The sequence below is a fragment of the Streptomyces sp. NPDC001406 genome, from assembly GCF_042895285.1.
Taxonomy (GTDB): Bacteria; Actinomycetota; Actinomycetes; order Streptomycetales; family Streptomycetaceae; genus Streptomyces.
In genome coordinates this window covers 483892-504995 of record NZ_JBIAWG010000006.1, presented here as the reverse complement: position 1 = coordinate 504995, position 21104 = coordinate 483892, and the positions used below count along the sequence as shown (strand labels likewise).

At 68.3% G+C, this 21104-nt stretch carries 18 protein-coding genes and 2 pseudogenes; 13 read left to right on the top strand and 7 right to left on the bottom strand.

Annotation, left to right across the window (positions count from 1 at the left end; genetic code table 11):
- Positions 1-4 precede the first annotated feature (4 nt).
- The 5 genes from kdpA to ACFY1J_RS17725 all read left to right on the top strand — a co-directional run bounded on the left by kdpA (position 5) and on the right by ACFY1J_RS17725 (position 7792).
- On the top strand, positions 5-1666 hold the full coding sequence (kdpA, locus tag ACFY1J_RS17745) for a potassium-transporting ATPase subunit KdpA (RefSeq protein ID WP_390731489.1): 1662 nt from the start codon (positions 5-7) through the stop codon (positions 1664-1666).
- Positions 1666-3807, top strand: a complete 2142-nt coding sequence (gene kdpB / locus ACFY1J_RS17740) for a potassium-transporting ATPase subunit KdpB (RefSeq protein ID WP_390731488.1) — start codon at positions 1666-1668, stop codon at positions 3805-3807. The genes kdpA and kdpB overlap by 1 nt, the downstream gene beginning before the upstream one ends.
- A 5-nt stretch (positions 3808-3812) precedes the next feature.
- Positions 3813-4424 carry a potassium-transporting ATPase subunit KdpC gene (kdpC, locus tag ACFY1J_RS17735; protein ID WP_390731487.1) on the top strand — a complete coding sequence of 204 codons (612 nt, stop codon included), beginning with the start codon at positions 3813-3815 and terminating at the stop codon, positions 4422-4424.
- Positions 4425-4539: 115 nt separating this feature from the next.
- On the top strand, positions 4540-5223 hold the full coding sequence (locus ACFY1J_RS17730) for a response regulator (RefSeq protein WP_390731486.1): 684 nt from the start codon (positions 4540-4542) through the stop codon (positions 5221-5223).
- Between the two features lie 25 nt (positions 5224-5248).
- Positions 5249-7792, top strand: a complete 2544-nt coding sequence (locus tag ACFY1J_RS17725) for an ATP-binding protein (protein WP_390712656.1) — start codon at positions 5249-5251, stop codon at positions 7790-7792.
- Positions 7793-8407: 615 nt separating this feature from the next.
- Here the strand turns inward: ACFY1J_RS17725 and ACFY1J_RS17720 are convergent.
- Positions 8408-8641 (bottom strand): hypothetical protein, encoded by a 234-nt coding sequence (locus tag ACFY1J_RS17720; protein ID WP_390731485.1) that lies wholly within the window; start codon positions 8639-8641, stop codon positions 8408-8410.
- 46 nt (positions 8642-8687) lie between these two features.
- On the bottom strand, positions 8688-9731 hold the full coding sequence (locus tag ACFY1J_RS17715; protein WP_390731484.1) for an amidohydrolase family protein: 1044 nt from the start codon (positions 9729-9731) through the stop codon (positions 8688-8690).
- 89 nt (positions 9732-9820) lie between these two features.
- On the opposite strand from ACFY1J_RS17715, the gene ACFY1J_RS17710 reads away from it, so the two are divergent.
- The gene (locus tag ACFY1J_RS17710) at positions 9821-10555 is read left to right on the top strand and encodes a TetR/AcrR family transcriptional regulator (RefSeq protein ID WP_390712660.1); all 735 of its coding nucleotides are present in this window, start codon (positions 9821-9823) and stop codon (positions 10553-10555) included.
- A 68-nt stretch (positions 10556-10623) separates the two neighbouring features.
- Here the strand turns inward: ACFY1J_RS17710 and ACFY1J_RS17705 are convergent, their stop codons facing one another.
- On the bottom strand, positions 10624-11454 hold the full coding sequence (locus ACFY1J_RS17705; RefSeq protein ID WP_390731483.1) for a helix-turn-helix transcriptional regulator: 831 nt from the start codon (positions 11452-11454) through the stop codon (positions 10624-10626).
- A 103-nt stretch (positions 11455-11557) separates the two neighbouring features.
- Between ACFY1J_RS17705 and ACFY1J_RS17700 the strand changes: the two genes are divergently transcribed.
- The 4 genes from ACFY1J_RS17700 to ACFY1J_RS17685 all read left to right on the top strand — a co-directional run bounded on the left by ACFY1J_RS17700 (position 11558) and on the right by ACFY1J_RS17685 (position 15175).
- Positions 11558-12403 carry an NAD(P)-dependent oxidoreductase gene (locus ACFY1J_RS17700; protein WP_390712662.1) on the top strand — a complete coding sequence of 282 codons (846 nt, stop codon included), beginning with the start codon at positions 11558-11560 and terminating at the stop codon, positions 12401-12403.
- A gap of 46 nt (positions 12404-12449) precedes the next feature.
- Positions 12450-13079 carry a nuclear transport factor 2 family protein gene (locus ACFY1J_RS17695; RefSeq protein WP_390731482.1) on the top strand — a complete coding sequence of 210 codons (630 nt, stop codon included), beginning with the start codon at positions 12450-12452 and terminating at the stop codon, positions 13077-13079.
- Complete coding sequence (locus tag ACFY1J_RS17690; RefSeq protein ID WP_390731481.1) at positions 13076-14002, top strand: alpha/beta hydrolase; 927 nt, start codon at positions 13076-13078, stop codon at positions 14000-14002. The genes ACFY1J_RS17695 and ACFY1J_RS17690 overlap by 4 nt, the downstream gene beginning before the upstream one ends.
- Before the next feature lie 129 nt (positions 14003-14131).
- Positions 14132-15175 carry an SDR family oxidoreductase gene (locus ACFY1J_RS17685; protein ID WP_390731480.1) on the top strand — a complete coding sequence of 348 codons (1044 nt, stop codon included), beginning with the start codon at positions 14132-14134 and terminating at the stop codon, positions 15173-15175.
- A gap of 366 nt (positions 15176-15541) precedes the next feature.
- On the opposite strand, the gene ACFY1J_RS17680 is transcribed toward ACFY1J_RS17685, so the two are convergent.
- A complete protein-coding gene (locus ACFY1J_RS17680; RefSeq protein WP_390712666.1) occupies positions 15542-16246 on the bottom strand; it encodes a GntR family transcriptional regulator in 705 nt (234 codons plus the stop codon).
- A 157-nt stretch (positions 16247-16403) separates the two neighbouring features.
- Here ACFY1J_RS17680 and ACFY1J_RS17675 point away from each other — a divergent pair, with 157 nt between their 5' ends.
- Both ACFY1J_RS17675 and ACFY1J_RS17670 read left to right on the top strand, forming a co-directional pair.
- A complete protein-coding gene (locus ACFY1J_RS17675) occupies positions 16404-16943 on the top strand; it encodes a YbhB/YbcL family Raf kinase inhibitor-like protein (RefSeq protein ID WP_390712667.1) in 540 nt (179 codons plus the stop codon).
- 8 nt (positions 16944-16951) lie between these two features.
- On the top strand, positions 16952-17644 hold the full coding sequence (locus ACFY1J_RS17670; protein WP_390712668.1) for a metal-dependent transcriptional regulator: 693 nt from the start codon (positions 16952-16954) through the stop codon (positions 17642-17644).
- Between the two features lie 166 nt (positions 17645-17810).
- Here the strand turns inward: ACFY1J_RS17670 and ACFY1J_RS17665 are convergent, their stop codons facing one another.
- Entirely contained in the window at positions 17811-18218 is a 408-nt protein-coding gene (locus ACFY1J_RS17665) for a RidA family protein (protein ID WP_390712669.1), read from the bottom strand.
- 122 nt (positions 18219-18340) lie between these two features.
- Here ACFY1J_RS17665 and ACFY1J_RS17660 point away from each other — a divergent pair, with 122 nt between their 5' ends.
- On the top strand, positions 18341-18721 hold the full coding sequence (locus ACFY1J_RS17660; RefSeq protein WP_390712670.1) for a winged helix-turn-helix transcriptional regulator: 381 nt from the start codon (positions 18341-18343) through the stop codon (positions 18719-18721).
- 296 nt (positions 18722-19017) lie between these two features.
- Here the strand turns inward: ACFY1J_RS17660 and ACFY1J_RS17655 are convergent.
- Positions 19018-19704, bottom strand: a pseudogene (locus ACFY1J_RS17655) (Tn3 family transposase).
- Positions 19701-20915: pseudogene (locus ACFY1J_RS17650) on the bottom strand (IS3 family transposase). Before ACFY1J_RS17650 ends, ACFY1J_RS17655 begins: the two co-directional pseudogenes overlap by 4 nt.
- Between the last annotated feature and the right edge of the window lie 189 nt (positions 20916-21104).

Sequence of the window (21104 nt, the reverse complement as noted above, 5' to 3'; positions counted from 1 at the left end):
CGACATGGGTCCCGTAATTGCTGATGTGCTCTTCGTGACCGCGCTGATCGGCGCGCTCGCGCTGGTGCACCGTCCCCTCGGCGACTACATGGCCGCCGTCTTCCAGTCCGAGAAGCACCTGCGGGTCGAGCGGTGGATCTACCGCTCGGTGGGCGCCGACCCGGACGCGGAGATGCGCTGGCCCGCCTACTTGCGCGGCATGCTGGTCTTCTCCGCGGTGAGCGTGCTGTTCCTCTACCTGCTGCAGCGGGTGCAGGACAAACTGCCGCTGTCGCTCGGCTTCAAGGCGATCACCCCGGACCAGGCGTTCAACACGGCCGCGTCGTTCGTGTCGAACACGAACTGGCAGTCCTACTCGGGCGAGGTGGCGATGAGCCACGTCACCCAGACCGCCGGTCTTGCCGTGCAGAACTTCGTGTCCGCCGCGGTGGGCATTGCCGTCGCGGTGGCACTGGTGCGTGGCTTCGCCCGCTCCCGCACCGGCGACCTGGGCAACTTCTGGGCCGACCTGGTGCGCTGCATCGTCCGGATCCTGATCCCGCTCTCCGTGGTCGCAGCCGTGATCCTGATCGCCGCGGGCGCCATTCAGAACTTCGGCGACATCCACTACATCACCACCCTGACTGGTCAGAAGCAGGCCATCAGCCCCGGCGCGGTCGCCTCCCAGGAAGCCATCAAGGACCTCGGCACCAACGGCGGCGGTTTCTTCAACGCCAACTCCGCCCACCCGTTCGAGAACCCCAACGGCTTCACCAACTGGCTGGAGATCTTCCTGCTCCTGGTGATCCCGTTCTCGCTGCCGCGCACCTTCGGCAAGATGGTCGGCTCGGTCAAGCAGGGCTACGCGATCGTCGCCGCGATGGGCGTCATCTGGTTCCTCGGCGTGGTCGCCGTGACCTGGCTCGAGTACGCCCACCCGGGCACGGCCTCGCAACTCGCGGGCGGCGTGATGGAGGGCAAGGAGCAGCGCTTCGGCGAGGGCAACTCGTCGTTGTTCGCCGTGTCCACAACAATGACCTCGACCGGGTCGGTCGACTCCTTCCACGACTCCTACAGCGGCCTGTCCGGCGGCGTGCTGCTGCTGGGCATGATGCTGGGCGAGATCGCGCCCGGCGGTACCGGCTCCGGCCTCTACGGCATGCTGATCATGGCGATCATCGCGGTGTTCATCGCCGGTCTGATGGTCGGCCGTACGCCCGAGTACCTGGGCAAGAAGATCGGCTCCCGCGAGATCAAGCTGGCGGCCTGTTACATCCTCATCACCCCCGCCCTGGTCCTGATCGGTGCCGCGCTTGCGATGGCTCTGGGCAAGGGCGAGTCGTCGATGACGAACACCGGCGCACACGGCTTCTCCGAGATCCTGTACGCCTACACGTCCGCGTCGAACAACAACGGCTCCGCGTTCGCCGGGTTCGCGGCCAACACCGAGTACCACAACACCATCCTGGGCCTGTGCATGCTGCTGGGCCGCTTCCTGCCGATGGTGTTCGTGCTCGCACTGGCCGGCTCGCTCGCCGAGCAGAAGCCCATCCCGGTCACGGCGGGCACCCTGCGCACCGAGAAGCCGCTGTTCACCGGCCTGCTGGTGGGGGCGATCCTGATCATCACCGGTCTGACGTTCTTCCCGGCCCTCGCTCTGGGCCCGCTGGCCGAAGGGTTGGCGTGATGACCACCGACACCTCCAAGACAGAGACAAAGAAGCAGGACTCCATGTCCACTCCCACCCTTGCGCCCCACCAGGACGCGCCGACCGGGCACAAGGCCCCAGAGGGCCGTGTCGGCGGCGGCCTGTTCGACCCCAAGCAGCTGGTCAAGTCGCTGCCGGACGCCTTCCGCAAGCTCGACCCGCGGGTGATGGTCAAGTCGCCCGTGATGTTCGTGGTCCTCGTCGGCTCTGTTCTGACGACGGTCTTCTCCTTCAAGGACCCGACCAACTGGTTCGGCTGGACGATCAGCGCCTGGCTGTGGCTGACGGTGATCTTCGCCAACCTGGCGGAGGCCGTGGCCGAGGGCCGGGGCAAGGCGCAGGCCGACACCCTGCGCAAGGCCAAGACCGACACCGTCGCACGCCGCCTCCTCAAGGATGGCTCCGAGGAGCAGGTCCCGGGCACCGCGCTGACCATCGGTGACCTGGTGGTCTGCGAGGCGGGCGACATCATCCCCGGTGACGGTGACGTCATTGAGGGCGTCGCGTCCGTGGACGAGTCGGCGATCACCGGTGAGTCGGCCCCGGTCATCCGCGAGTCCGGCGGTGACCGGTCCGCGGTCACCGGCGGCACGAAAGTCCTCTCCGACCGCATCGTCATCAAGATCACGACGAAGCCGGGCGAGACCTTCATCGACCGGATGATCAGCCTCGTCGAGGGCGCGGCCCGGCAGAAGACGCCGAACGAGATCGCGCTCAACATCCTGCTGGCATCGCTGACCATCGTCTTCCTGCTCGCCTGCGCCACGCTGCCGCCCTTCGCCGACTACGCGGGCTCGAAGCTCGGCATGGTCGTACTGGTCGCGCTTCTGGTCTGTCTGATCCCGACCACGATCGGCGCGCTGCTCTCCGCGATCGGTATCGCGGGCATGGACCGCCTGGTCCAGCGCAACGTCCTGGCCATGTCGGGCCGCGCGGTCGAGGCCGCCGGTGACGTCTCCACGCTGCTGCTCGACAAGACCGGCACCATCACGCTGGGCAACCGGCAGGCGTCCGAGTTCGTGCCGGTGCGCGGCACCACGGAGGCCGAGGTCGCCGACGCCGCCCAGCTCTCCTCGCTGGCCGACGAGACGCCCGAGGGCCGCTCGATCGTCGTCCTGGCGAAGGAGAGGTACGGCCTGCGCGAGCGCCACCAGGGCGAGCTGGCGCACGCCGAGTGGATCGCCTTCACCGCCCAGACCCGGATGTCGGGTGTCGACGTCGACGGCAAGAAGATCCGCAAGGGCGCGGCCGGTTCGGTCATCGCCTGGGTCAAGGAGCAGGGCGGCACGGTCGCCGAGGACGCGGACACCGTCGCCAACCGCATCTCCGAGGCCGGCGGCACCCCGCTGCTCGTCGCGGTCGACGACGTCGAAGGCGCCCGGATCCTGGGCGTCATCCATCTCAAGGACGTCGTCAAGGACGGCATGCGGGAGCGGTTCGACGAGCTGCGCCGCATGGGCATCAAGACCGTCATGATCACGGGTGACAACCCGCTGACCGCCAAGGCGATCGCCGAGGAGGCGGGCGTCGACGACTTCCTCGCGGAGGCCACTCCCGAGGACAAGATGGCCCTCATCAAGCGGGAGCAGGCGGGCGGCAAGCTGGTCGCGATGACCGGTGACGGTACGAACGACGCCCCGGCCCTTGCCCAGGCGGACGTCGGCGTGGCGATGAACACGGGTACGTCGGCCGCCAAGGAGGCCGGCAACATGGTCGACCTCGACTCCAACCCGACCAAGCTCATCGAGATCGTCGAGATCGGCAAGCAACTCCTCATCACCCGGGGCGCGTTGACCACGTTCTCCATCGCCAACGACGTCGCGAAGTACTTCGCGATCATCCCGGCGCTGTTCGCGGCGGTCTACCCGGGCCTGGACAAGCTCAACATCATGGCGCTGTCCTCGCCCGACTCCGCGATCCTGTCCGCGGTCATCTTCAACGCGCTGATCATCATCGCGCTGGTGCCGCTGTCCCTGAAGGGCGTGCAGTACCGGCCGGTGAGCGCGGACCGGATGCTCCGCCGCAATCTCACGATCTACGGCCTCGGCGGACTGATCGCCCCGTTCATCGGCATCAAGCTCATCGACCTGCTCATCTCTCTGATCCCCGGGATCGGGTGAAGGACATGAACACCTCTCTCGCGAACTCCGGCCGCATGGTGTGGGCCGCGCTGCGCATGCTGCTCGTCCTCACCGTCGTGACCGGGATCATCTACCCCCTCGTCGTCACCGGCATCGGGCAGGCCCTGTTCCACAACAAGGCCAACGGCTCGGTCGTCAAGGTCGACGGCAAGCAGGTCGGCTCCAAGCTGATCGGCCAGAGCTGGAACATCAGGGGCACCGACAAGCCGGACCCGAAGTGGTTCCAGGGCCGGCCGTCCAACAGCAACTACGACCCACTGGCCACCGGCTCCAACCAGCTCAGCGCCGGCAACCCCAAGCTGGTCAAGATGGTCGAGGCCGCCAAGAAGCAGGTCGCCGACTTCAACGGCGTCCCCCAGTCCGAGGTGCCCAAGGACGCGGTCACCGGTTCGGCCTCCGCGATCGACCCGGACATCTCCCCGGCTTACGCGGACATCCAGGTCAACCGTGTGGCCAAGGCGAACGGGCTGTCCGTCGCGCAGGTCCAGAAGCTGGTGAAGGACCACACCGACGGCCGCAGCCTCGGCTTCATGGGCGAACCGCACGTCAACGTCCTGGGGCTCAACATCGCCCTCAAGGAACTGACCCAGAAGTAATGGCCTTATGGACACGGACGGCTGGGAGCCGGCGAACCGGGAACCCCCGGCTCGCCGGCTCCCGCCGCCGTCCCTACAGCACGGACCCCACCGACAAGAGGAAGGCCGCACACCGATGACCCGGGTGCTGGTGGTGGAGGACGACCCGCAGCTCGTACGGGCCCTCGTGATCAACATGCAGGCCAGGCAGTACGGAGTCGACGCGGCGCCCGACGGCGCCACCGCCCTCCGCCTGGCCGCTGCCCGCCAGCCCGACGTGGTGATACTGGATCTCGGCCTGCCGGACATGGACGGCGTGGACGTGATCAGGGCCCTGCGCGGCTGGACCCGTGTTCCCATCCTGGTGCTGTCCGCCCGCCGCGCCTCGGACGAGAAGGTCGCGGCGCTCGACGCGGGCGCGGACGACTACATCACCAAGCCGTTCAGCATGGACGAGCTGATGGCCCGGCTGCGGGCCTCCGTCCGTCGTAACGAGGAGGCTCCGCTCCTCCCCGAGACGACCCTGGTCAAGACCGACGACTTCACCATCGACCTCCTGGCGAAGAAGGCGACGAGGGGCGGCCGGGACGTACGGCTCACTCCCACCGAATGGCATCTGCTGGAGATCCTGGTCACCAATCCGGGCCGCCTCATCACGCAGAAGCACCTGTTGCAGGAGGTCTGGGGCGTCTCGCAGAGCAACAAGACCAACTACCTGCGGGTTTACATGGCCCAACTGCGCCGCAAACTGGAAGCGGACCCCGCCCATCCCCGCTATCTGATCACCGAGCCCGGCATGGGCTACCGCTTCGAGGCATGACCGTAGAGACGAAGAGACGAGAGACATGGCACGCGGCAAGCTCCGGATCTACCTCGGCGCGGCACCGGGCGTCGGCAAGACCTACGCGATGCTCTCCGAAGCACACCGACGTGTGGAGCGGGGCACCGACTGCGTGGTCGCGTTCGTGGAGCATCACGACCGGCCGCGCACCGAGGTCATGCTGCACGGCCTGGAACAGATCCCGCGCAAGAAGCTGCAGTATCGCGATGCCGTCTTCACCGAGATGGACGTCGATGCCGTCCTGGCGCGGCGCCCGCAGGTTGCCCTGGTGGACGAGCTCGCCCACACGAACATCCCCGGCTCCCGCAACACCAAGCGCTGGCAGGACGTGGAGGAACTGCTCGCCGCCGGCATCGACGTGATCTCGACCGTCAACATCCAGCACCTGGAGTCGCTCGGCGACGTCGTCGAGTCGATCACCGGAATACGCCAGCAGGAGACCGTCCCCGACGAGGTCGTACGCCGCGCGGACCAAATAGAGCTGGTCGACATGTCACCCGAGGCCCTGCGCCGCCGCATGGCGCACGGCAACGTCTACAAGCCGGACAAGGTTGACGCGGCCCTTTCCAACTACTTCCGCCCCGGCAACCTGACGGCGCTGCGCGAGCTGGCGCTGCTGTGGGTGGCTGACCGGGTCGACGAGTACCTGAACCAGTACCGCAGCGAGCACCGCGTGTCGACGATCTGGGGGTCGCGGGAGCGGATCGTGGTCGGCCTGACTGGAGGCCCCGAGGGGCGGACGCTGATCCGCCGGGCGGCACGGCTGGCGGAGAAGGGTGCCGGCGGCGAGGTGCTCGCCGTCTACATCTCCAGCAGCGACGGCCTGACCTCCGCCTCTCCGAAGGAACTCGCCGTCCAGCGCACCCTCGTCGAGGACCTCGGCGGCACATTCCACCAGGTCGTCGGCGACGACGTCCCCGCCGCGCTGCTGGACTTCGCACGCGGAGTGAACGCGACCCAGATCGTGCTGGGCGTCTCCCGGCGCAAGAGCTGGCAGTACGTCTTCGGGCCGGGCGTCGGCGCGACCGTCGCCCGCGACTCCGGCCCCGACCTCGACGTCCACCTGATCACCCACGACGAGGCGGGCAAAGGCCGCGGGCTGCCCATCGCGCGGGGCGCGCGGCTGGGGCGCTCCCGCATCATCTGGGGCTGGTTCACGGGCATCGGTGGCCCGATGCTCCTGACGCTGCTGCTGACTCATGTCAACGCAGACCTCGGCCTCACGAACGACATGCTGCTGTTCCTGACGCTGACAGTGGCGGCGGCACTGCTCGGTGGCCTGCTACCGGCGCTCGCCTCGGCGGCATTCGGGTCCATGCTGCTGAACTGGTACTTCACGCCACCGGTGCATCGCATCACCATCGCCGACCCCAAGAACATCCTCGCCTTGGTGATCTTCGTGGCTGTGGCCGTGGCGGTGGCCTCCGTCGTCGACCTGGCCGCACGCCGCACCCACCAGGCCGCCCGGCTACGCGCCGAATCGGAGATCCTCTCCTTCCTCGCCGGCAGCGTGCTGCGCGGCGAGACCAGCCTCGATGCGCTGCTGGAACGGGTCCGCGAAACCTTCGCCATGGAATCCGTAGCGCTCCTGGAGCGCGACAACGACGCCGCGCCCTGGACCGTCGCAGGCTGCGTGGGCCCGAACGCGCTGACTCAGCGCCCCGAGAACGCCGACGTCGACGTACCGGTCGGCGACCACATGGCGCTCGCTCTCTCCGGCCGCGTATTGCCCGCCGAAGACCGCCGCGTCCTGGCCGCCTTCGCCGCCCAGGCAGCCGTCGTCCTCGACCGCCAGCGCCTCCAGGAGAGGGCCGACCAGGCCAAGGTGCTCGCCGAGGGCAACCGGATGCGCACCGCGCTGCTCGCCGCCGTCAGCCACGACCTGCGCACCCCCCTCGCGGGCATCAAGGCGGCCGTCACCTCCTTGCGTGCGGATGATGTGTCCTGGTCGGAGGAGGACCAGGCCGAACTCCTCGCCGGAATCGAGGACGGCTGCGACCGCCTCGACCACCTCATCGGCAACCTGCTGGACATGTCCAGGGTGCAGACCGGCACCATCGCGCCGCTCATCCGGGACATCGACCTCGACGAGGTCGTCCCCATGTCCCTCGCAGGCGTGCCAGAGGACAGCGTGGAACTGGACATCCCCGAGACACTGCCCATGGTCTCCGTGGACAAGGGCCTTCTGGAGCGGGTGGTCGCCAACGTCGTCGAGAACGCCGTGAAATACGGCCCCGCCGAGGAGCCCGTCTTCGTGTCCGCCAGCGCCCTGGGCGACCGAGTCGAAGTCCGGGTCGTCGACCGCGGCCCCGGTGTCCCGGACGAGGCCAAGGAACACATCTTCGAACCCTTCCAGCGCTACGGCGACTCCCCGAGCGGCAACGGGGTCGGCCTCGGCCTCGCCGTCGCCCGCGGCTTCGCCGACGCGATGGGCGGCACCTTGCACGCAGAGGACACCCCCGGCGGCGGTCTCACCATGGTCCTCAGCCTTCTGTCGGCGGGCAAACCGCAGTCCACGCCCGGCCTTTCCGCGACCACTGCCTCCTAGGCACCTCTCGCACACCGGCCGATCCGACGAACACCGCTCCGGCGGTCCGTGCTCTGCGCGTTGACGCCGGACACGGGCCTCGACCGCCGCGCCTCGGCATCCAGCACGAGGCGCACGAGGCGAAGCTCGATGGCAACTTGGCCCCGCTGCGCGAGCAAGGTTTCACTGCTCCCACGCTCGGGCATGCCGCGTGACGATGTACTCCCGGACCTGGTCCGTGTGCAGGGCGGTGGGCGCCTGACGCGTCATCCGCGATGGTGACGCCATATCCATACAGCCAGGCGAGTGGCGAGGACCGCAAGCGCCACAGCGCCGACGAGTAGAAGTACGGCCAGCACCGTATGCAGCGAGTCGGCAACCTCCAAGCCGCGCAGGAGCAGAGAGCCGGCCAGGCTGGAGAATCCAGGAAAGGCCAAGGACCAAGGAGGCCGCTGCCGTCGCTGCGATGCCTTCCCGGTCCAGTGCTCCGGTGGCCGCGCGGGGATGACGACCATCGCGCCCGGGCCTGGTGATGAAGACGAACACCCAGAATCCGACGACCACGACAAGCGCGGCAGTGAACGTAACCGTGGGGAAGCTGACAACAGCGTCGACGATCTCCTGCACTGCTCCACCTCATGGGTGCTGGTAGGTGTCGGGGATGCCGTCGGTGTCCTCGTCCCGGTCCTCGGCCTCGCACAGGCGACGGTAAACCCCATTGCGGCGCTTGAGCAGCAGCGCGGCCAAGGTGGCTGCGATCAGCGAGCCGATCAAGACTGCGGCCTTGATGTGCTTGCCGGCCGCGGGGTCGGTGGATGCGAGCTCGCCGACCAGGCAGCGGCAGGACAAGTGAACCTGAAACCACGTCAACCTGCCCTGACCAGCTAGTCAGCCACTCCCATGCAGCGGGGGAACCTCACCTAGGTCGCCGGGCGTGGTTTGTGGCGCGGGACGTGAGGTGCTCCCAGTTGCGGTGCGCGATGTCGGCCTTCTGCTCGTCGGTGAAGGGGGCGTCCTCCAGGAAGGACCGGGCGACGCCGGCGCTGGTGTCCACGTAGGGGAAGCCACCAGGGCGGAACCCGTAGGTGAAGGGGTAGTCAGTGGAGTACAGCATCCGTTCAGTCCCCACGACTTCGGCTGTCCAGCGGAGATAGCGGGGGCTGACGGTGCCGCTGCCGGCGAGCCAGAAGTTCTGCTTGAAGTAGTCGGCGAGCGGGCGGGCCAGGCCACCGGCGTCGGCGAAGAACCCGGTGTGGTCGAGATAGAAGAGCACGACCTCTCCCCAGTGGCCGGCAATGACCTGGAGATCGGGGTGCCGGTCGAAGACGCCGGAGAAGATCATTCGCAGGTACTGCACGCCCAGGTCGTAGTACCAGCCGATCGCGGGCCCTGCCAGTGCGGTCCCGATGGGGCCGATGTTGGAGTAGTAGGCGTCCATCACCGCCTGCACAGGCATCTGCGGATGGAAGTGGAGGGGGACCTGCAGCCTCTCCGCGGCGGCGTACAGCTCGTCGTACTCGGGGTCGTCGGCGAGCTTGGATCCGGTGCGCCCGTAGAGCATGGCGCCCGGGAAGCCCAGCTCGGTGACCGCCCGCTCCAGCTCCGCGGCCGCGGCCGACGGCGACTGTGTCGGGATAGCCGCGAACGCCTGGAACCGGTCGGGGTTGCCGGCCACAATCGCCGCGAGCTGGTCGTTGGTGTCGCGGGCCGCGGCGACCGCATCCGAGTCAGGCAGGTTCTGCACGCCCGGTGACGAGATCGACAGCACCGCCATGTCGACTCCCTGGTCGTCCATGTGCGCAAGCCTCGTCTCCGCGGTGTCGCGCAGTCGCTGGGCGATGGGGCCGTCGCCGAACCCCAGGTTCGGCAGCTCCGGCACCCCGGACCGCGACCACGCCTCCATGATCGCGGGCAGGACGACGTGCTCCTCCAATGCAATGATCCGCAGTCGGTCAGACATGCGATGCCTCTCCGCCAGTTTCCAATGGAATCACTAAAAGCGTATCACTGATACTAACGATGGATCCGTTCACGCGGTATCGTTGGTCCATGTCGCCACGTCCGCCTAGCGGGAGCAGCGCTTCCGACGCTGCGGCCATCGGCCGCGAACAGGCCCGACAGCGGGTCATCGAGGCCGCCATCGACCTGCTGACGCGAGGGGGTCGCGACGCGGTCACTACCCGCGCGGTCGCTGAAACGGCGGGCCTGCAGCCGCCGGCCATCTACCGGCTGTTCGGCGACAAGGACGGGCTGCTAGACGCGGTGGCCGAGCACGGCTTCACCGCGTTTCTCGCCACCAAGCACGTCGACCCCGACCCGCGGGACCCCGTCGAGGACCTGAGAGCTGGCTGGGATGTCGCGGTTGAGTTCGGCCTGGCCAATCCCGCGCTGTACACACTGATGTACAGCGAGCCCACGAGGGCCACCTCGGCCGCCTTCAAGGCGGGCATGGACATCCTGATGGGCCGTATCCGGCGCCTCGCCGCCAGCGGCTGGCTCCGCGTCGACGAGGAACTCGCGGCCCAGATCATCCATGCCACAGCGCGCGGCGCAGTGCTCACCTGGCTGTCCCTGCCGGAGCACCGGCGCAACCCGGCCCTATTGACCACTCTGCGGGAGTCCATGGTCGCCGCCGTAACCAGTCAACGGCCGTCCGTGCAGGACGCGGGCCCGGCGGGCGCCGCCCGCGCCTTGCGCGCAGCGCTTCCCGAACAGACGACCCTCAGCAGCGCGGAACAACATCTGCTGAGGGAGTGGCTGGGCCGCCTCGCCGCCGACGGTTGAGGCGTCGGAGGCTCGTGCGTTCTCGCCGGGGTGAGGCTCCGCATGAGTAATGGCCGACGGATTGTCGGCTATCCGGTGAGTGCCTGGGTGCCTATGACGGCGAGGAGCGCGAGGCGTTCGGCGTCCTGGCTGCCGGGTTCGGCTGTGTAGACCATGATGCGCAGGTCGTTGCCGGCGACGCTGAGTACGTCGCAGTCCAGCGTGAGAGCGCCGACGTGCGGGTGGTCGATGGTCTTGCGGGCGGACAGGTGCTGGCCGACGGCACCGGATTCCCAGAGCTCATCGAACTCGGCGCTTTTGATGCGCAGTTGGGAGATGAGGTGTTGCAGTCGCTGATCGGCCGGGTAGCGGCTTGCTGTTCTGCGCAGGTCGGCGACCTGCGCGGCGCGCAGTGCGCCCCGGGACTCGGGGGTGTGGCGGATGCGGGTGCCGGTGCCGAGGAAGTTGCGCCACACGGCGTTGCGGTCGCTGCCGTGCCATTCCCCTATCAGCGCCGTGTACAGGGGGTTGGCGAGCAGCTGGGTCCATGCGGCGTCGAAGACGGCGACGGGAGTGCCGGCGAGCCGGTCCAGCATCCGCTGGATGCTGGGCGTGATGTACGCAGGGACCTTCTCCGGGCCGGGAGGAACGAGACCGGCTAGTTGGAAGAGATGGGCGCGCCGGCCGCTGGTGAGCCGCAGGGCCCGGGCGAGGGCTTCGACGACCTGCGGGGAGGGGCTGGTGGCCCGGCCCTGTTCGAGGCGGGTGACGTAGTCGACGGATATACCGGCCAGCTGGGCCAGCTCTTCGCGCCGCAGCCCCGCGGCGCGCCGGTGGCCGCCTGTGGGAAGGCCTGCCGTCTCGGGTGAGACCTGGTCACGCCAGCGCCGCAGGGCTGCGCCGAGTTCTGTCGTTGCCATACCGGACAGTCTGGCTTACGTGCCACAAGGCGCGCCTGGTACTGGCAGTCCTATGAAGACGGGTCTACTGCCTGTTCCCGTGTTCTGTGCCCATCGTGGAGGCATGACAGCGACAGGAACATCTGCCGCCCCCGCAGTGGGCTGGATCGGACTGGGCGACCAGGGCCTGCCCATGGCCAGGGCCATCGCCGAAGCCGGGTTCCCCCTGCACACCTGGGCCCGGCGGCCCGTTTCCCTGGACGGACTGAGCGGTGTGCCGCACGTCCGCCACAACGACATCTTGGACCTGGCCACCGCGAGCGACATCGTTGCCCTGTGCGTCGGCACGGACGACGACGTTCTACGGGTGGCCGAGCAGTTGCTGGACGGGCTGCGTCCGGGGGCGGTCGTCGTCAATCACGGTACGGGCCTGCCCAGCGCCGCCGTGCGGCTCACCGAGGTGTGCGCCACGGCTGGCGTCGAGGTCCTGGACGCCCCGGTCAGCGGCGGCCGGGGCGCCGCTGAAGAGCACCGGCTGACCACTATGGTCGGCGGACCGCAGCCGGTGGCCGAGTGGTGCGAGAAGGTCTTCACCTCCTTCTCCCGCTACGTCGTCCACCTCGGCGCTGCAGGGGCCGGACAGACGGCGAAGCTGTTCAACAACGCGCTGCTGATGCTGAACCAGGCCGCCATCGTGGACATCGTCGACCTGGCCACCCAGCTGAAGCTGAAAGTGCCCCAGCTGGTCGGGGTGCTGAAACTGGGCAGCGCCTCCAGCGCCGCCCTGACCTTGCTGAACACCATGGTCACCCCCGACACCGTCGAGCACCTCTCCGCCGTCGAGGCGCTGGACATGGAGCTGTTCGACCAGGCCATGGGCGAGGCGGGTATCGACTCCGCTGCTGTCACCGCACGGGGACTCACCGGCGCCCGCGGGCTGCCCGACCTCTTGGGCCGGCTCAACCCCTGAAATCCCTCTTCACCTCACCCGTCGGCAACGGACAAGGAGACCCGTCATGAGCGCAGAAGACGTCGCGCAGCTGGTGCTGCGTGAGCGGCAGAGCCGGGATCGCGGCTGGTACGAGGGCATGGCGGCCTGCTTCGCCGAGGACTCGGTCGTGGAGATGAGCTGGTCCTCCGGCAGCGGCGCCGGCTTCGTCCAGGCGACCCGAGACATGGCCGGCCGCGGCGACCTTGCGGTCCACCGCCTGAGCCCGCCGACCGTGCGCATCGATCAGGACCGCGCGCTGGTGGAGCTGCCGCTGGTCATCGAGCGGCGTATCGATGTCGACGGGGTCGAGGCCGACATTGCTTCCGCCTGCCGCTCGCAGTACCGGGCCCAGTACGGCGCTGACGGAGTGTGGCGAATCGTGCGGATCACGTCGATCTACGAGAAGGACTTCCTCACTCCGGCCCTGCCCAACACCCGCCTGGATATCGACCCGCAGGTCCTGGCCGCTTACCGCCCCTCCTACCGGTGCCTGGCCTGGGACCTAAACCGCAAGGGCTACCAGGTCGGCGACGACCACCTCGGCGACGACCGGCCAGAGGCTGTCCAGGCCCAGTACCGGGACGAAATGACCTGGCTCCACGAGAGCCACACCCCGGCCTGCGCGACCGGCAGCCGAAAGGACCGATCCGTATGAGCAGGGAACAGCGCGGCCGGGTCGACGCGTTGCTGAGGCAGCCCCGCCCCGGGGGCCCGCAGTCGGTCGAGGCGTTTAGAGACCGATTCAAGTCGACGATGGCCCAGATGATCGTGCCGGGCGGCATCCGCACCACGCGGACGACGCTCGCGGGCCGACCCGCACTGCACATCGCGCCGGACAACAACCCGCGCCGCGGGATGATCCTGTACTTCCACGGCGGCGGCTGGGTGGCCGGCTCCCCGGAGACCGCGCTGTCGATGACGGGACACCTCGTGGCCAAAACCGGGTTCACGTCGTACTCGCTGGACTACCGGCTTGCCCCCGAGCACCCGTTCCCAGCCGCGATCGACGACGCGCTGCGCGCCTACCGCGCCCTCCTCGACAGCGGGCAGGAGCCTTCGGCCATCGCGTTCGCCGGGGACTCCGCCGGCGGCGCCCTCACCGTCACCACCTGCCTCGCGGCCCGCGACGCAGGGATCCCCCTGCCCGCCGCGATCGTGGCCTTCTCGCCCTCCCTGGACGCCACCGGATCGGGCGAGAGCATGGACACCAAGGCGGGTATCGACCCGATCTTCACCCGCGAATACCTCAAGGAAACCATCGCGCCCCTGTACCTCGCGGGTCAGGACCCACGCCAGCCGATGGCTAGCCCGGCCCTGTCCGCCGACCCGACCGGCTTCCCACCGATGCTCCTCCAAGCGGGCACGAACGAGGTCCTCCTGGACGACTCGACCCGCATGGCCGCCCGCGCCCGCACCGTCGGCGTGAACGTGATCCTCGACGTCACCGCCGACGTGCCCCACGTGTTCCAGTCCTTCGCCGGCGTTCTCGACGAGGCCGACGAGGCACTGGAGCGCACAGCCCTCTTCCTTACCCAACACGTCCGCAGCACCGAACCGGCGGCAGTGTCAGCGCGGTAAGGCCCCGAGCCGCCCGGCCCTCCAGCGGGCGGGCTCCGGTCCGGGCTGCTTGATGGCCCGAACAGTTGTCAATGACCCAGCAAGGAAGGGAATACAGATGATCATCACACCGCCCCCGGGGGTGCAGACATGACCGCGCCGCAGCCTAGCGTCCTCGTCACCGGCGGGTCCGGCTTCATCGCCGGACACTGCATTCTCCAACTACTGGAGCAGGGATACCGGGTGCGCACGACCGTGCGCACCCTCGGGCGCGAGTCCGAGGTCCGGACGCAGCTCAGCGACGCCGGGATGGTGAACGGCAGCGCGTTGTCCTTCGTGGCAGCGGACCTCACGAGTGATGCAGGATGGGCTGATGCCGTCGCCGGGTGCGACTTTGTGCTGCATGTTGCCTCTCCCGTGCACGTGGAGCATGTCGAGGACGAGGACGACGTCATCGTTCCGGCGCGTGAAGGTACTCTGCGCGTGCTGCGTGCAGCACGCAATTCCGGTGTCAAACGGGTTGTCCTCACCTCTGCGTTCCATGCGGTCGCCTACGGGTACCCGCACACCGACCACCAGTTCACCGAGGAGGACTGGAGCGTCCTCAACGGGCCAGGTGCCACCGCCTACACCAAGAGCAAGACGCTCTCCGAGCGCGCCGCGTGGGATTTCATCGACGCCGAGGGTGCTTCGACGGAACTCGCCACAATCCTTCCCGTCGCAGTCATGGGACCCGTGATGGGCAAGGCAATCTCCGGATCGAACCACCTCATCCAGCGAATCCTCGACGGGGCGATGCCCGGCTACCCCGATCTGTGGATCCCGATCGTCGACGTACGCGATGTGGCAAGCGCGCACCTGCTGGCCATGACCACCCCTGAAGCGGCTGGTCAGCGCTTCCTCACCGCCAGCGGACCAGCGATCTCGATGAAACAGATCGGCGCCACCCTCAGAGCCAACCTCGGAGACGCAGCCAAGCACGTGCCAGCCCGGTCCATCCCCAATGCCGTGGTACGCATGGTTTCCCTCTTCAACAAGGAGCTCCGTACGGTCGTGCCCGACCTCAGCTTCGCCAGGAAGATGACCAGCGAAAAAGCCCACCGCGTACTGGGATGGCAGCCCCGCAACAGTCCCGAGGCCGCCATCCTCGCAACCGCCGAGAGCCTGATCAGGAAAGACCTCGTGAAAGCGTGACCTGGCGGCACTTCACCAGGAGACCGCCGGCCCCGTACTGGCTCGGGGTAATCACCTTCTCCCCGATGGGCGTGGTCTTCTTGCCGGTGCCATCCGCACTATCGATGATCTGGCCCCCGCCGGTGCTCGATGTGCGCTGCCACGATTCTCCCCGGACAACATCACGGCTGCTGGCCAGAACACGCCAACCGGGCCCTCGCCATGCTACAGGCGCCGGCCGAGCACGGCTTCGCGCGCCTGAAGACCTGGCGCGTCCTCGGCAAGGTACGCACCGACCCTAACTCGAGCACCCCGAAGCCCACGCACGCCAGACCCGCGACCAGCAACTTCACGATGTACACCGCTCATCGGGTCATGACGAGGCGATCAGGCTTCCTTCGCGGGTTCGTGGTGGGCGCAGTCGGCCAGTCCGGCCGCGGTCAGAGTGAGGTGCTGGGTCAGTACCTCGGCCGCGGTGTGGGCGTCGCGGGCCAGCGCGGCTTCCTCCAGTCGGCGGTGCTCGCCCACGTGGTCCCGGTCGGGGTGGCGGTGCGCTGACCAGCGGCGGGCCAGCTCGCTCGCGGTCCACATCCGGTCGAAGGTCTCCAGTAGGACGGGGTTGCCGCAGCCCTCCAGCAGGGTGCGGTGGAAGACCCGGTGGGCTTCGGACCATGCGCCGCTGTAGTGCTCGCCCTCCTCCAGCGCGTGCGCCGGGGTGCGGGCCAGGCGGTGGTGGGCGGCTCGTACACGGGCCTCCCAGTCGACGTCGCCGCGCTCGATGGACATACGCAGCACGACCGGTTCGATGGTCCGGCGGGCCTCCGCGATCTCCTGCCAGCGGCGGTCGGAGAAGGCCGGGACGGCGAAACCGCGGTTGGGCAGCCGGTCGGCGAGGCCCTCGCCGACCACTCGCACGAGCGCCTCGCGCACGACGGCCAGGCTCACGCCCTGTTCCCTGGCAAGGTCCTGGGGCTTGAGGGCGTCACCGGGGGCGTAGTCGCCGCGCAGGATCGCATCCCGCAGGTGTGCGTAGACCTGCTCGGAGAGCATCTGCTTCCCCGACGAGGTTGAGGTGTGGGCCGCCTGGGTCATGCCCTCAGCATAGACGATCCAGCAAATAATCGATTATTAGTGTTATGGTCGATCTGGCGGTCGACGCAAGGGTGACGGCGGTGCTTTACGCGACGCTGCGGGCTCCTGTCGGCCGCATCACCGCCACCCCACAGCACGACATGAAAGGAACGACGCGATGAGCGCCAACGACCCCTTCGCCCGCCTCCCCGAGGCGGCCTCCTTCACCGTCACCAGCACCACCGTCACAGACGGCGATGCCTGGCCGCCCGACCAGTTCTCCGGCATCTTCGGCGTCCCTGGCGGGAAGGACGTCTCCCCGCAGCTGTCCTGGAGCGGCGCCCCGGAAGGCACCAAGAGTTACGCCGTCACCGTCTACGACCCCGACGCCCCCACCGGGTCCGGGTTCTGGCACTGGGCGGTCGCCGACATCCCCGCCACCGTCACCGAGCTGCCCGAGGGCGCCGGCGACGACACCGGCTCGGACCTGCCCGAGGGCGCCTTCCAGCTGCCGGGCGACGCCCGCACGGCTCGCTTCATCGGCGCTGCCCCGCCGGCCGGGCACGGCCCGCACCGCTACTTCATCGTGGTGCACGCCCTCGACATCGCCTCCATCGGCGTTGCGGCCGACGCCACCCCGGCCGTCCTCGGCTTCACCATGGCCGGCCACATCCTCGGCCGCGCGGTCCTGACCGCCACCGCCGAAACCCCCGCCTGACCGACAGCATGTCCCAACTCATCGACACCACAGAGATGTACCTGCGCACCATCCTGGAGCTGGAGGAGGAGGGCACGATCCCCATGCGTGCTCGCATTGCCGAGCGCCTGAGCCAGAGTGGCCCCACCGTCAGCCAGACCGTCGCCCGCATGGAGCGGGACGGTCTGGTGTCTGTCTCCAGCGACCGGCACTTGGAGCTGACCGACGCGGGCCGCCACCTGGCGACACGCGTGATGCGCAAGCACCGCCTCGCGGAGTGCCTGCTCGTCGACGTCATCGGGCTGGAGTGGGAGCAGGTCCACGCCGAAGCCTGCCGCTGGGAGCACGTGATGAGCGAGGCCGTCGAACGCCGCGTCCTCAAGCTGCTGCGGCACCCGACGCAGTCGCCCTACGGCAACCCGATCCCGGGCCTGGAGGAACTCGGCGAGAAGAGCACCGTGGAACCATTCCTCGACGAGAGCATCGTCAGCCTCAGCGACCTTAAGCCCGGGCCGAACGGCGCGAGCGCGGTCGTACGGCGCATCGGGGAGCCGATCCAGACCGACCCCCAGCTGATGTACACCCTGCGGCACGCCGGGGTGCGGCCCGGCGCGGTCGTGAGCGTGACGTCGTCGCCCGGCGTCGTGATGGTCGGCAGCGGCGGGGAGGCCGCTGAACTCCCCGCGCAGAGTGCTGCGCACGTCTTCGTGGCCAAGCGCTGAGCCCAGCCGGCGGCTGGCCGTTGCTGTGGCCCGTGCGGGCACGAGGGTGGCCCTGGACCACGATCGTGGTCCAGGGCCACCCTCGTTGCGGCAACCCCACGATGTCACCGCGACCAGGGGCGCGAGGCCCCTGGTTCAGCGACATCCCCGGGCGAAGAGGGCCTGTTCAGTCGATGACTGCGGTGGCTTCGATCTCGACCAGGTGCTCGGATACGTCCAGCGCCGCAACGCCCAGCAGGGTGGCGGGGGGTGCCGGGGTGACGCCCAGTTTCGTGACCGCCCGGGTGATCCCTTCCATGAGCAGGGACATCTTGTCAGGGGTCCAGTCGACGACGTAGACGGTCAGTTTCGCCACGTCGTCGAGGGAGGCGCCGACTTCGGCCAGGGCGGTGCCGATGTTCAGGTAGCACTGCTCGACCTGGGAGGCGAGGTCACCTTCGCCGACCGTGACACCGTCGGCATCCCAGGCGACCTGGCCTGCGACGAAGAGCAGCTTCGAACCGGTCGCGATCGACACCTGCTGGTAGGCATCGATCTTTGGCAGTCCGCTGGGGTTCACCAGGGTGATGGGCATGCTGCTGCCTCCTTGTCATGAGGGCGCTTCGCGACACGCTTGCTCTCTTGTGGTTACTTCGGAACCGTAGGAGAGTGGTCGCTGACATGGAAGAACGCACTTTTCGGTGACTGGGGAACCTTATGGTGACCAAGCAGTTCATAGGCTCGCCCGACGAAGCGGACGTGAGGCGCGCCGACTCTCTGGCTCGGGAGATTTTCTCGGACGTCGCCAACAAGTGGGCCCTCCTGATCATTGAGGCTCTGGGGGAGCGCACCCTGCGCTTCGGTGAGCTGCGGGACGAGATCGAGGGCATCAGCCACAAGATGCTCACCCAGAACCTGCGCATGCTGGAGCGCAATGGCCTGGTCGAGCGGACGGTGCACCCGGTCGTGCCGCCGCGGGTCGAGTACACCCTCACCGAGCCGGGCCAGGCCCTGCGAGTGACGATCGACGGACTGTGTGACTGGACCCACCGGTACCTCGGTCACATCGAGGCCTCCCGCCACTGTTTCGACGACTGACGGGTTGACCACTCGCAGGCCGCCCCGAGCTTCGCGATCGTGCCGGACGACAGTCCTGCCCGGTCGGCGAGGACTGACGGGCGCCTCGCCGACGCCTTCTGCGCCGCCGAGATACGCGCCGGGAAGGCGGCGTGCTGTGAGTGTGTCCTGAACGTGTCGGCTTGTCCGTCACGCTGCTGCCGCCTTGTTGTCGTCGCCGAGCACGCTGAAGTCGACGTCCAGGTGGGCGTCGTAGGCGTCGGGGGTGATGCCGAGCTCGTGGGTGGCGTACTCGCAGAACCGCTTGATGTGCTCGGTCAGGTACGGGGAGACCTGCGCGAGGTCGAGCGGGTCTCCACCACCTGGCCCTCGGCCTGCAGCTCGCGGACCACGTCGGCGATGTCCAGGGTGTTGTGGAAGATCACCAGGTTGGCCAGCAGGGAGGTGAACTTCACGTCCTTCTCCTGCTCCACTGGGTCGTTCGCCGCCACCGTGCCGTGCTGGCCGAAGCGCACCCAGTCGGAGAAGCCGTTGAACGCCTCGACCTTGTTGGTCGCCGCCGTCACCCTCGCCCGCAGCGGCGCGTCCGAGAGGTAGCGCAGCAGCTGGATGGTGCGGATGACCTTGCCGACCTCGCGGAAGGCCGTGTAGGTGGCGTTGCGGCGCGAGCCGGACCGCAGGCGCCGCAGCAGCAGGACGGAGGAGATGGTGCCCTCGCGGATCTAGACGATCACCCGCATCAGGTCCCGGAAGTGGGTCTCGATCAGGCGCCAGTCGATGACGTTGCGCCCCGCCTCCCCGAGCGAGGCGTCGACGTGCTCGTAGGCCGCGGTGCGCGGGGGGCGGAAGAACAGCAGGTCCTTCCAGTTGCGGATGCAGGGCATCAGGTAGATCCCGAGCAGGTGGGCGATGGCGAAGACCGGGTGGCTCTGGCCCTGGGTGTCCGCGTGGATCGTGGTCACGCGGACTGAGGTTGATCCCCGGGGGTGGACACCGGGTTTCACGCGACGAGTGACAGCGTACGTGACGTGATCAATTGCTGTTCATAATCGGCTGGCGCTAGGTAGCCGAGGGCTGAGTGGCGGCGGCGCCGGTTGTAGTACGACAGCCACCTGAACAGCTCCAGCCGTGTCTGCGCCTTCGAGGTCCAGCGCCTGCCGTGCAGCAACTCGCGCTTGAGGCCCTGGAAGAACGATTCGGCGAGGGCGTTGTCACAGCTTGAGCCGACGCGGCCCATGCTGCGGCGGATGCCGTGCCGGCGGCAGACCTCAGCGAAGGCGGCCGATCCATATTGCGTGCCCCTGTCCGTGTGAAAGACGACGCCGTGGACCTGGCCGCCGCGGGCGGCCACGGCCATCTCGATCGCGTCGGTGACCAGCGAGGTACGCATGTGGTCCGTGATCGACCAGCCGATCACGCGCCGCGAGCAGATGTCGATGACCGTGGCGAGATACAGCCAGGTCGAGCCGACGGCGACGTACGTTATGTTGCCGCACCACTTGGTGTTGAGCATGTCCGCCGTGAAGTCACGGATCACCAGGTCCGGCACAGGCGGGGCCGCCTTGTCCTGAATGGTCGTGCGCTTCTTGCGCCGCAGGTGCCGTCCGACGATGCGGTTGATCCTCATCAGTCTGCTCACGCGCTTGCGGTTGATCTTTCTCCCGCGGGAGCGGAGTTCGGCATGGACGCGCGGGGCGCCATAGGCGCCCTGGTGGTCGGCATGGATCTGCCGGATCTCAGACACCGTCCGCTCTTCCTCGACGGCTCGTGCGGCGCGGGCGTCTGCAGTGACCCGATGCTGGTAGTAGCCGGAGCGGGAGACGCCCAGGACCCAGCAGATCCGCTTCACGCCGAAGGCGGCGCGATTCTCGGAGATGAAGTCCCAGCGGCGGGGGGCTCACTTCACCTCCCGGGCGAAATAGGCGGCTGCCCGGCGCAGGATCTCGCGCTCCAGCTGCCACTCCTTCTCCGCCTTCAGCAGCCGGGCGTTCTCCGCCCGCAACCGGGCCAGTTCCTCAGCCGGACTACCGCCGGCCTCACGGCGCTCGGGCAGTGCCAGGGACTCGTTTTCCTTGCGGACCCACGTTCGCAGCGACTCGGCGGTGATGCCGAGGTCCGCCGCCACCGCCGCGTAGGTGCGCTTGCCGCCCCCGGCGCGGTAGAGCGCGACCGCGTCCTTCCTGAACTCCTCCGGATACGGAGACTTGCGTCCCAACTGGACATCCCTCCCTGGACCACCAAGATCCATTGTCAGGGTGTCCACTCCAAAGGATCAGCCTCACGGCAGGACGTGATCCTCGCGCAAGGACGTGTTGGGGCGCGACCGGGTTGGGACCCGGTCGCGCTGGTGTGGCCGTGGCGGCACCGGTGGCCGGGACGGCGGTGGGCCCAGTGGGATTCCATG

Coding starts and splice junctions, on each gene's coding strand:
- ACFY1J_RS17680 (WP_390712666.1), bottom strand. CDS start 16,246: ATGACCCAGGCGGCCCACACCTCAACCTCGTCGGGGAAGCAGATGCTC.
- ACFY1J_RS17690 (WP_390731481.1), top strand. CDS start 13,076: ATGAGCAGGGAACAGCGCGGCCGGGTCGACGCGTTGCTGAGGCAGCCC.
- ACFY1J_RS17725 (WP_390712656.1), top strand. CDS start 5,249: ATGGCACGCGGCAAGCTCCGGATCTACCTCGGCGCGGCACCGGGCGTC.
- ACFY1J_RS17685 (WP_390731480.1), top strand. CDS start 14,132: ATGACCGCGCCGCAGCCTAGCGTCCTCGTCACCGGCGGGTCCGGCTTC.
- ACFY1J_RS17705 (WP_390731483.1), bottom strand. CDS start 11,454: ATGGCAACGACAGAACTCGGCGCAGCCCTGCGGCGCTGGCGTGACCAG.
- ACFY1J_RS17715 (WP_390731484.1), bottom strand. CDS start 9,731: ATGTCTGACCGACTGCGGATCATTGCATTGGAGGAGCACGTCGTCCTG.
- ACFY1J_RS17695 (WP_390731482.1), top strand. CDS start 12,450: ATGAGCGCAGAAGACGTCGCGCAGCTGGTGCTGCGTGAGCGGCAGAGC.
- kdpA (WP_390731489.1), top strand. CDS start 5: ATGGGTCCCGTAATTGCTGATGTGCTCTTCGTGACCGCGCTGATCGGC.
- ACFY1J_RS17670 (WP_390712668.1), top strand. CDS start 16,952: ATGTCCCAACTCATCGACACCACAGAGATGTACCTGCGCACCATCCTG.
- ACFY1J_RS17710 (WP_390712660.1), top strand. CDS start 9,821: ATGTCGCCACGTCCGCCTAGCGGGAGCAGCGCTTCCGACGCTGCGGCC.
- kdpB (WP_390731488.1), top strand. CDS start 1,666: ATGACCACCGACACCTCCAAGACAGAGACAAAGAAGCAGGACTCCATG.
- kdpC (WP_390731487.1), top strand. CDS start 3,813: ATGAACACCTCTCTCGCGAACTCCGGCCGCATGGTGTGGGCCGCGCTG.
- ACFY1J_RS17700 (WP_390712662.1), top strand. CDS start 11,558: ATGACAGCGACAGGAACATCTGCCGCCCCCGCAGTGGGCTGGATCGGA.
- ACFY1J_RS17730 (WP_390731486.1), top strand. CDS start 4,540: ATGACCCGGGTGCTGGTGGTGGAGGACGACCCGCAGCTCGTACGGGCC.
- ACFY1J_RS17660 (WP_390712670.1), top strand. CDS start 18,341: ATGGTGACCAAGCAGTTCATAGGCTCGCCCGACGAAGCGGACGTGAGG.
- ACFY1J_RS17675 (WP_390712667.1), top strand. CDS start 16,404: ATGAGCGCCAACGACCCCTTCGCCCGCCTCCCCGAGGCGGCCTCCTTC.
- ACFY1J_RS17665 (WP_390712669.1), bottom strand. CDS start 18,218: ATGCCCATCACCCTGGTGAACCCCAGCGGACTGCCAAAGATCGATGCC.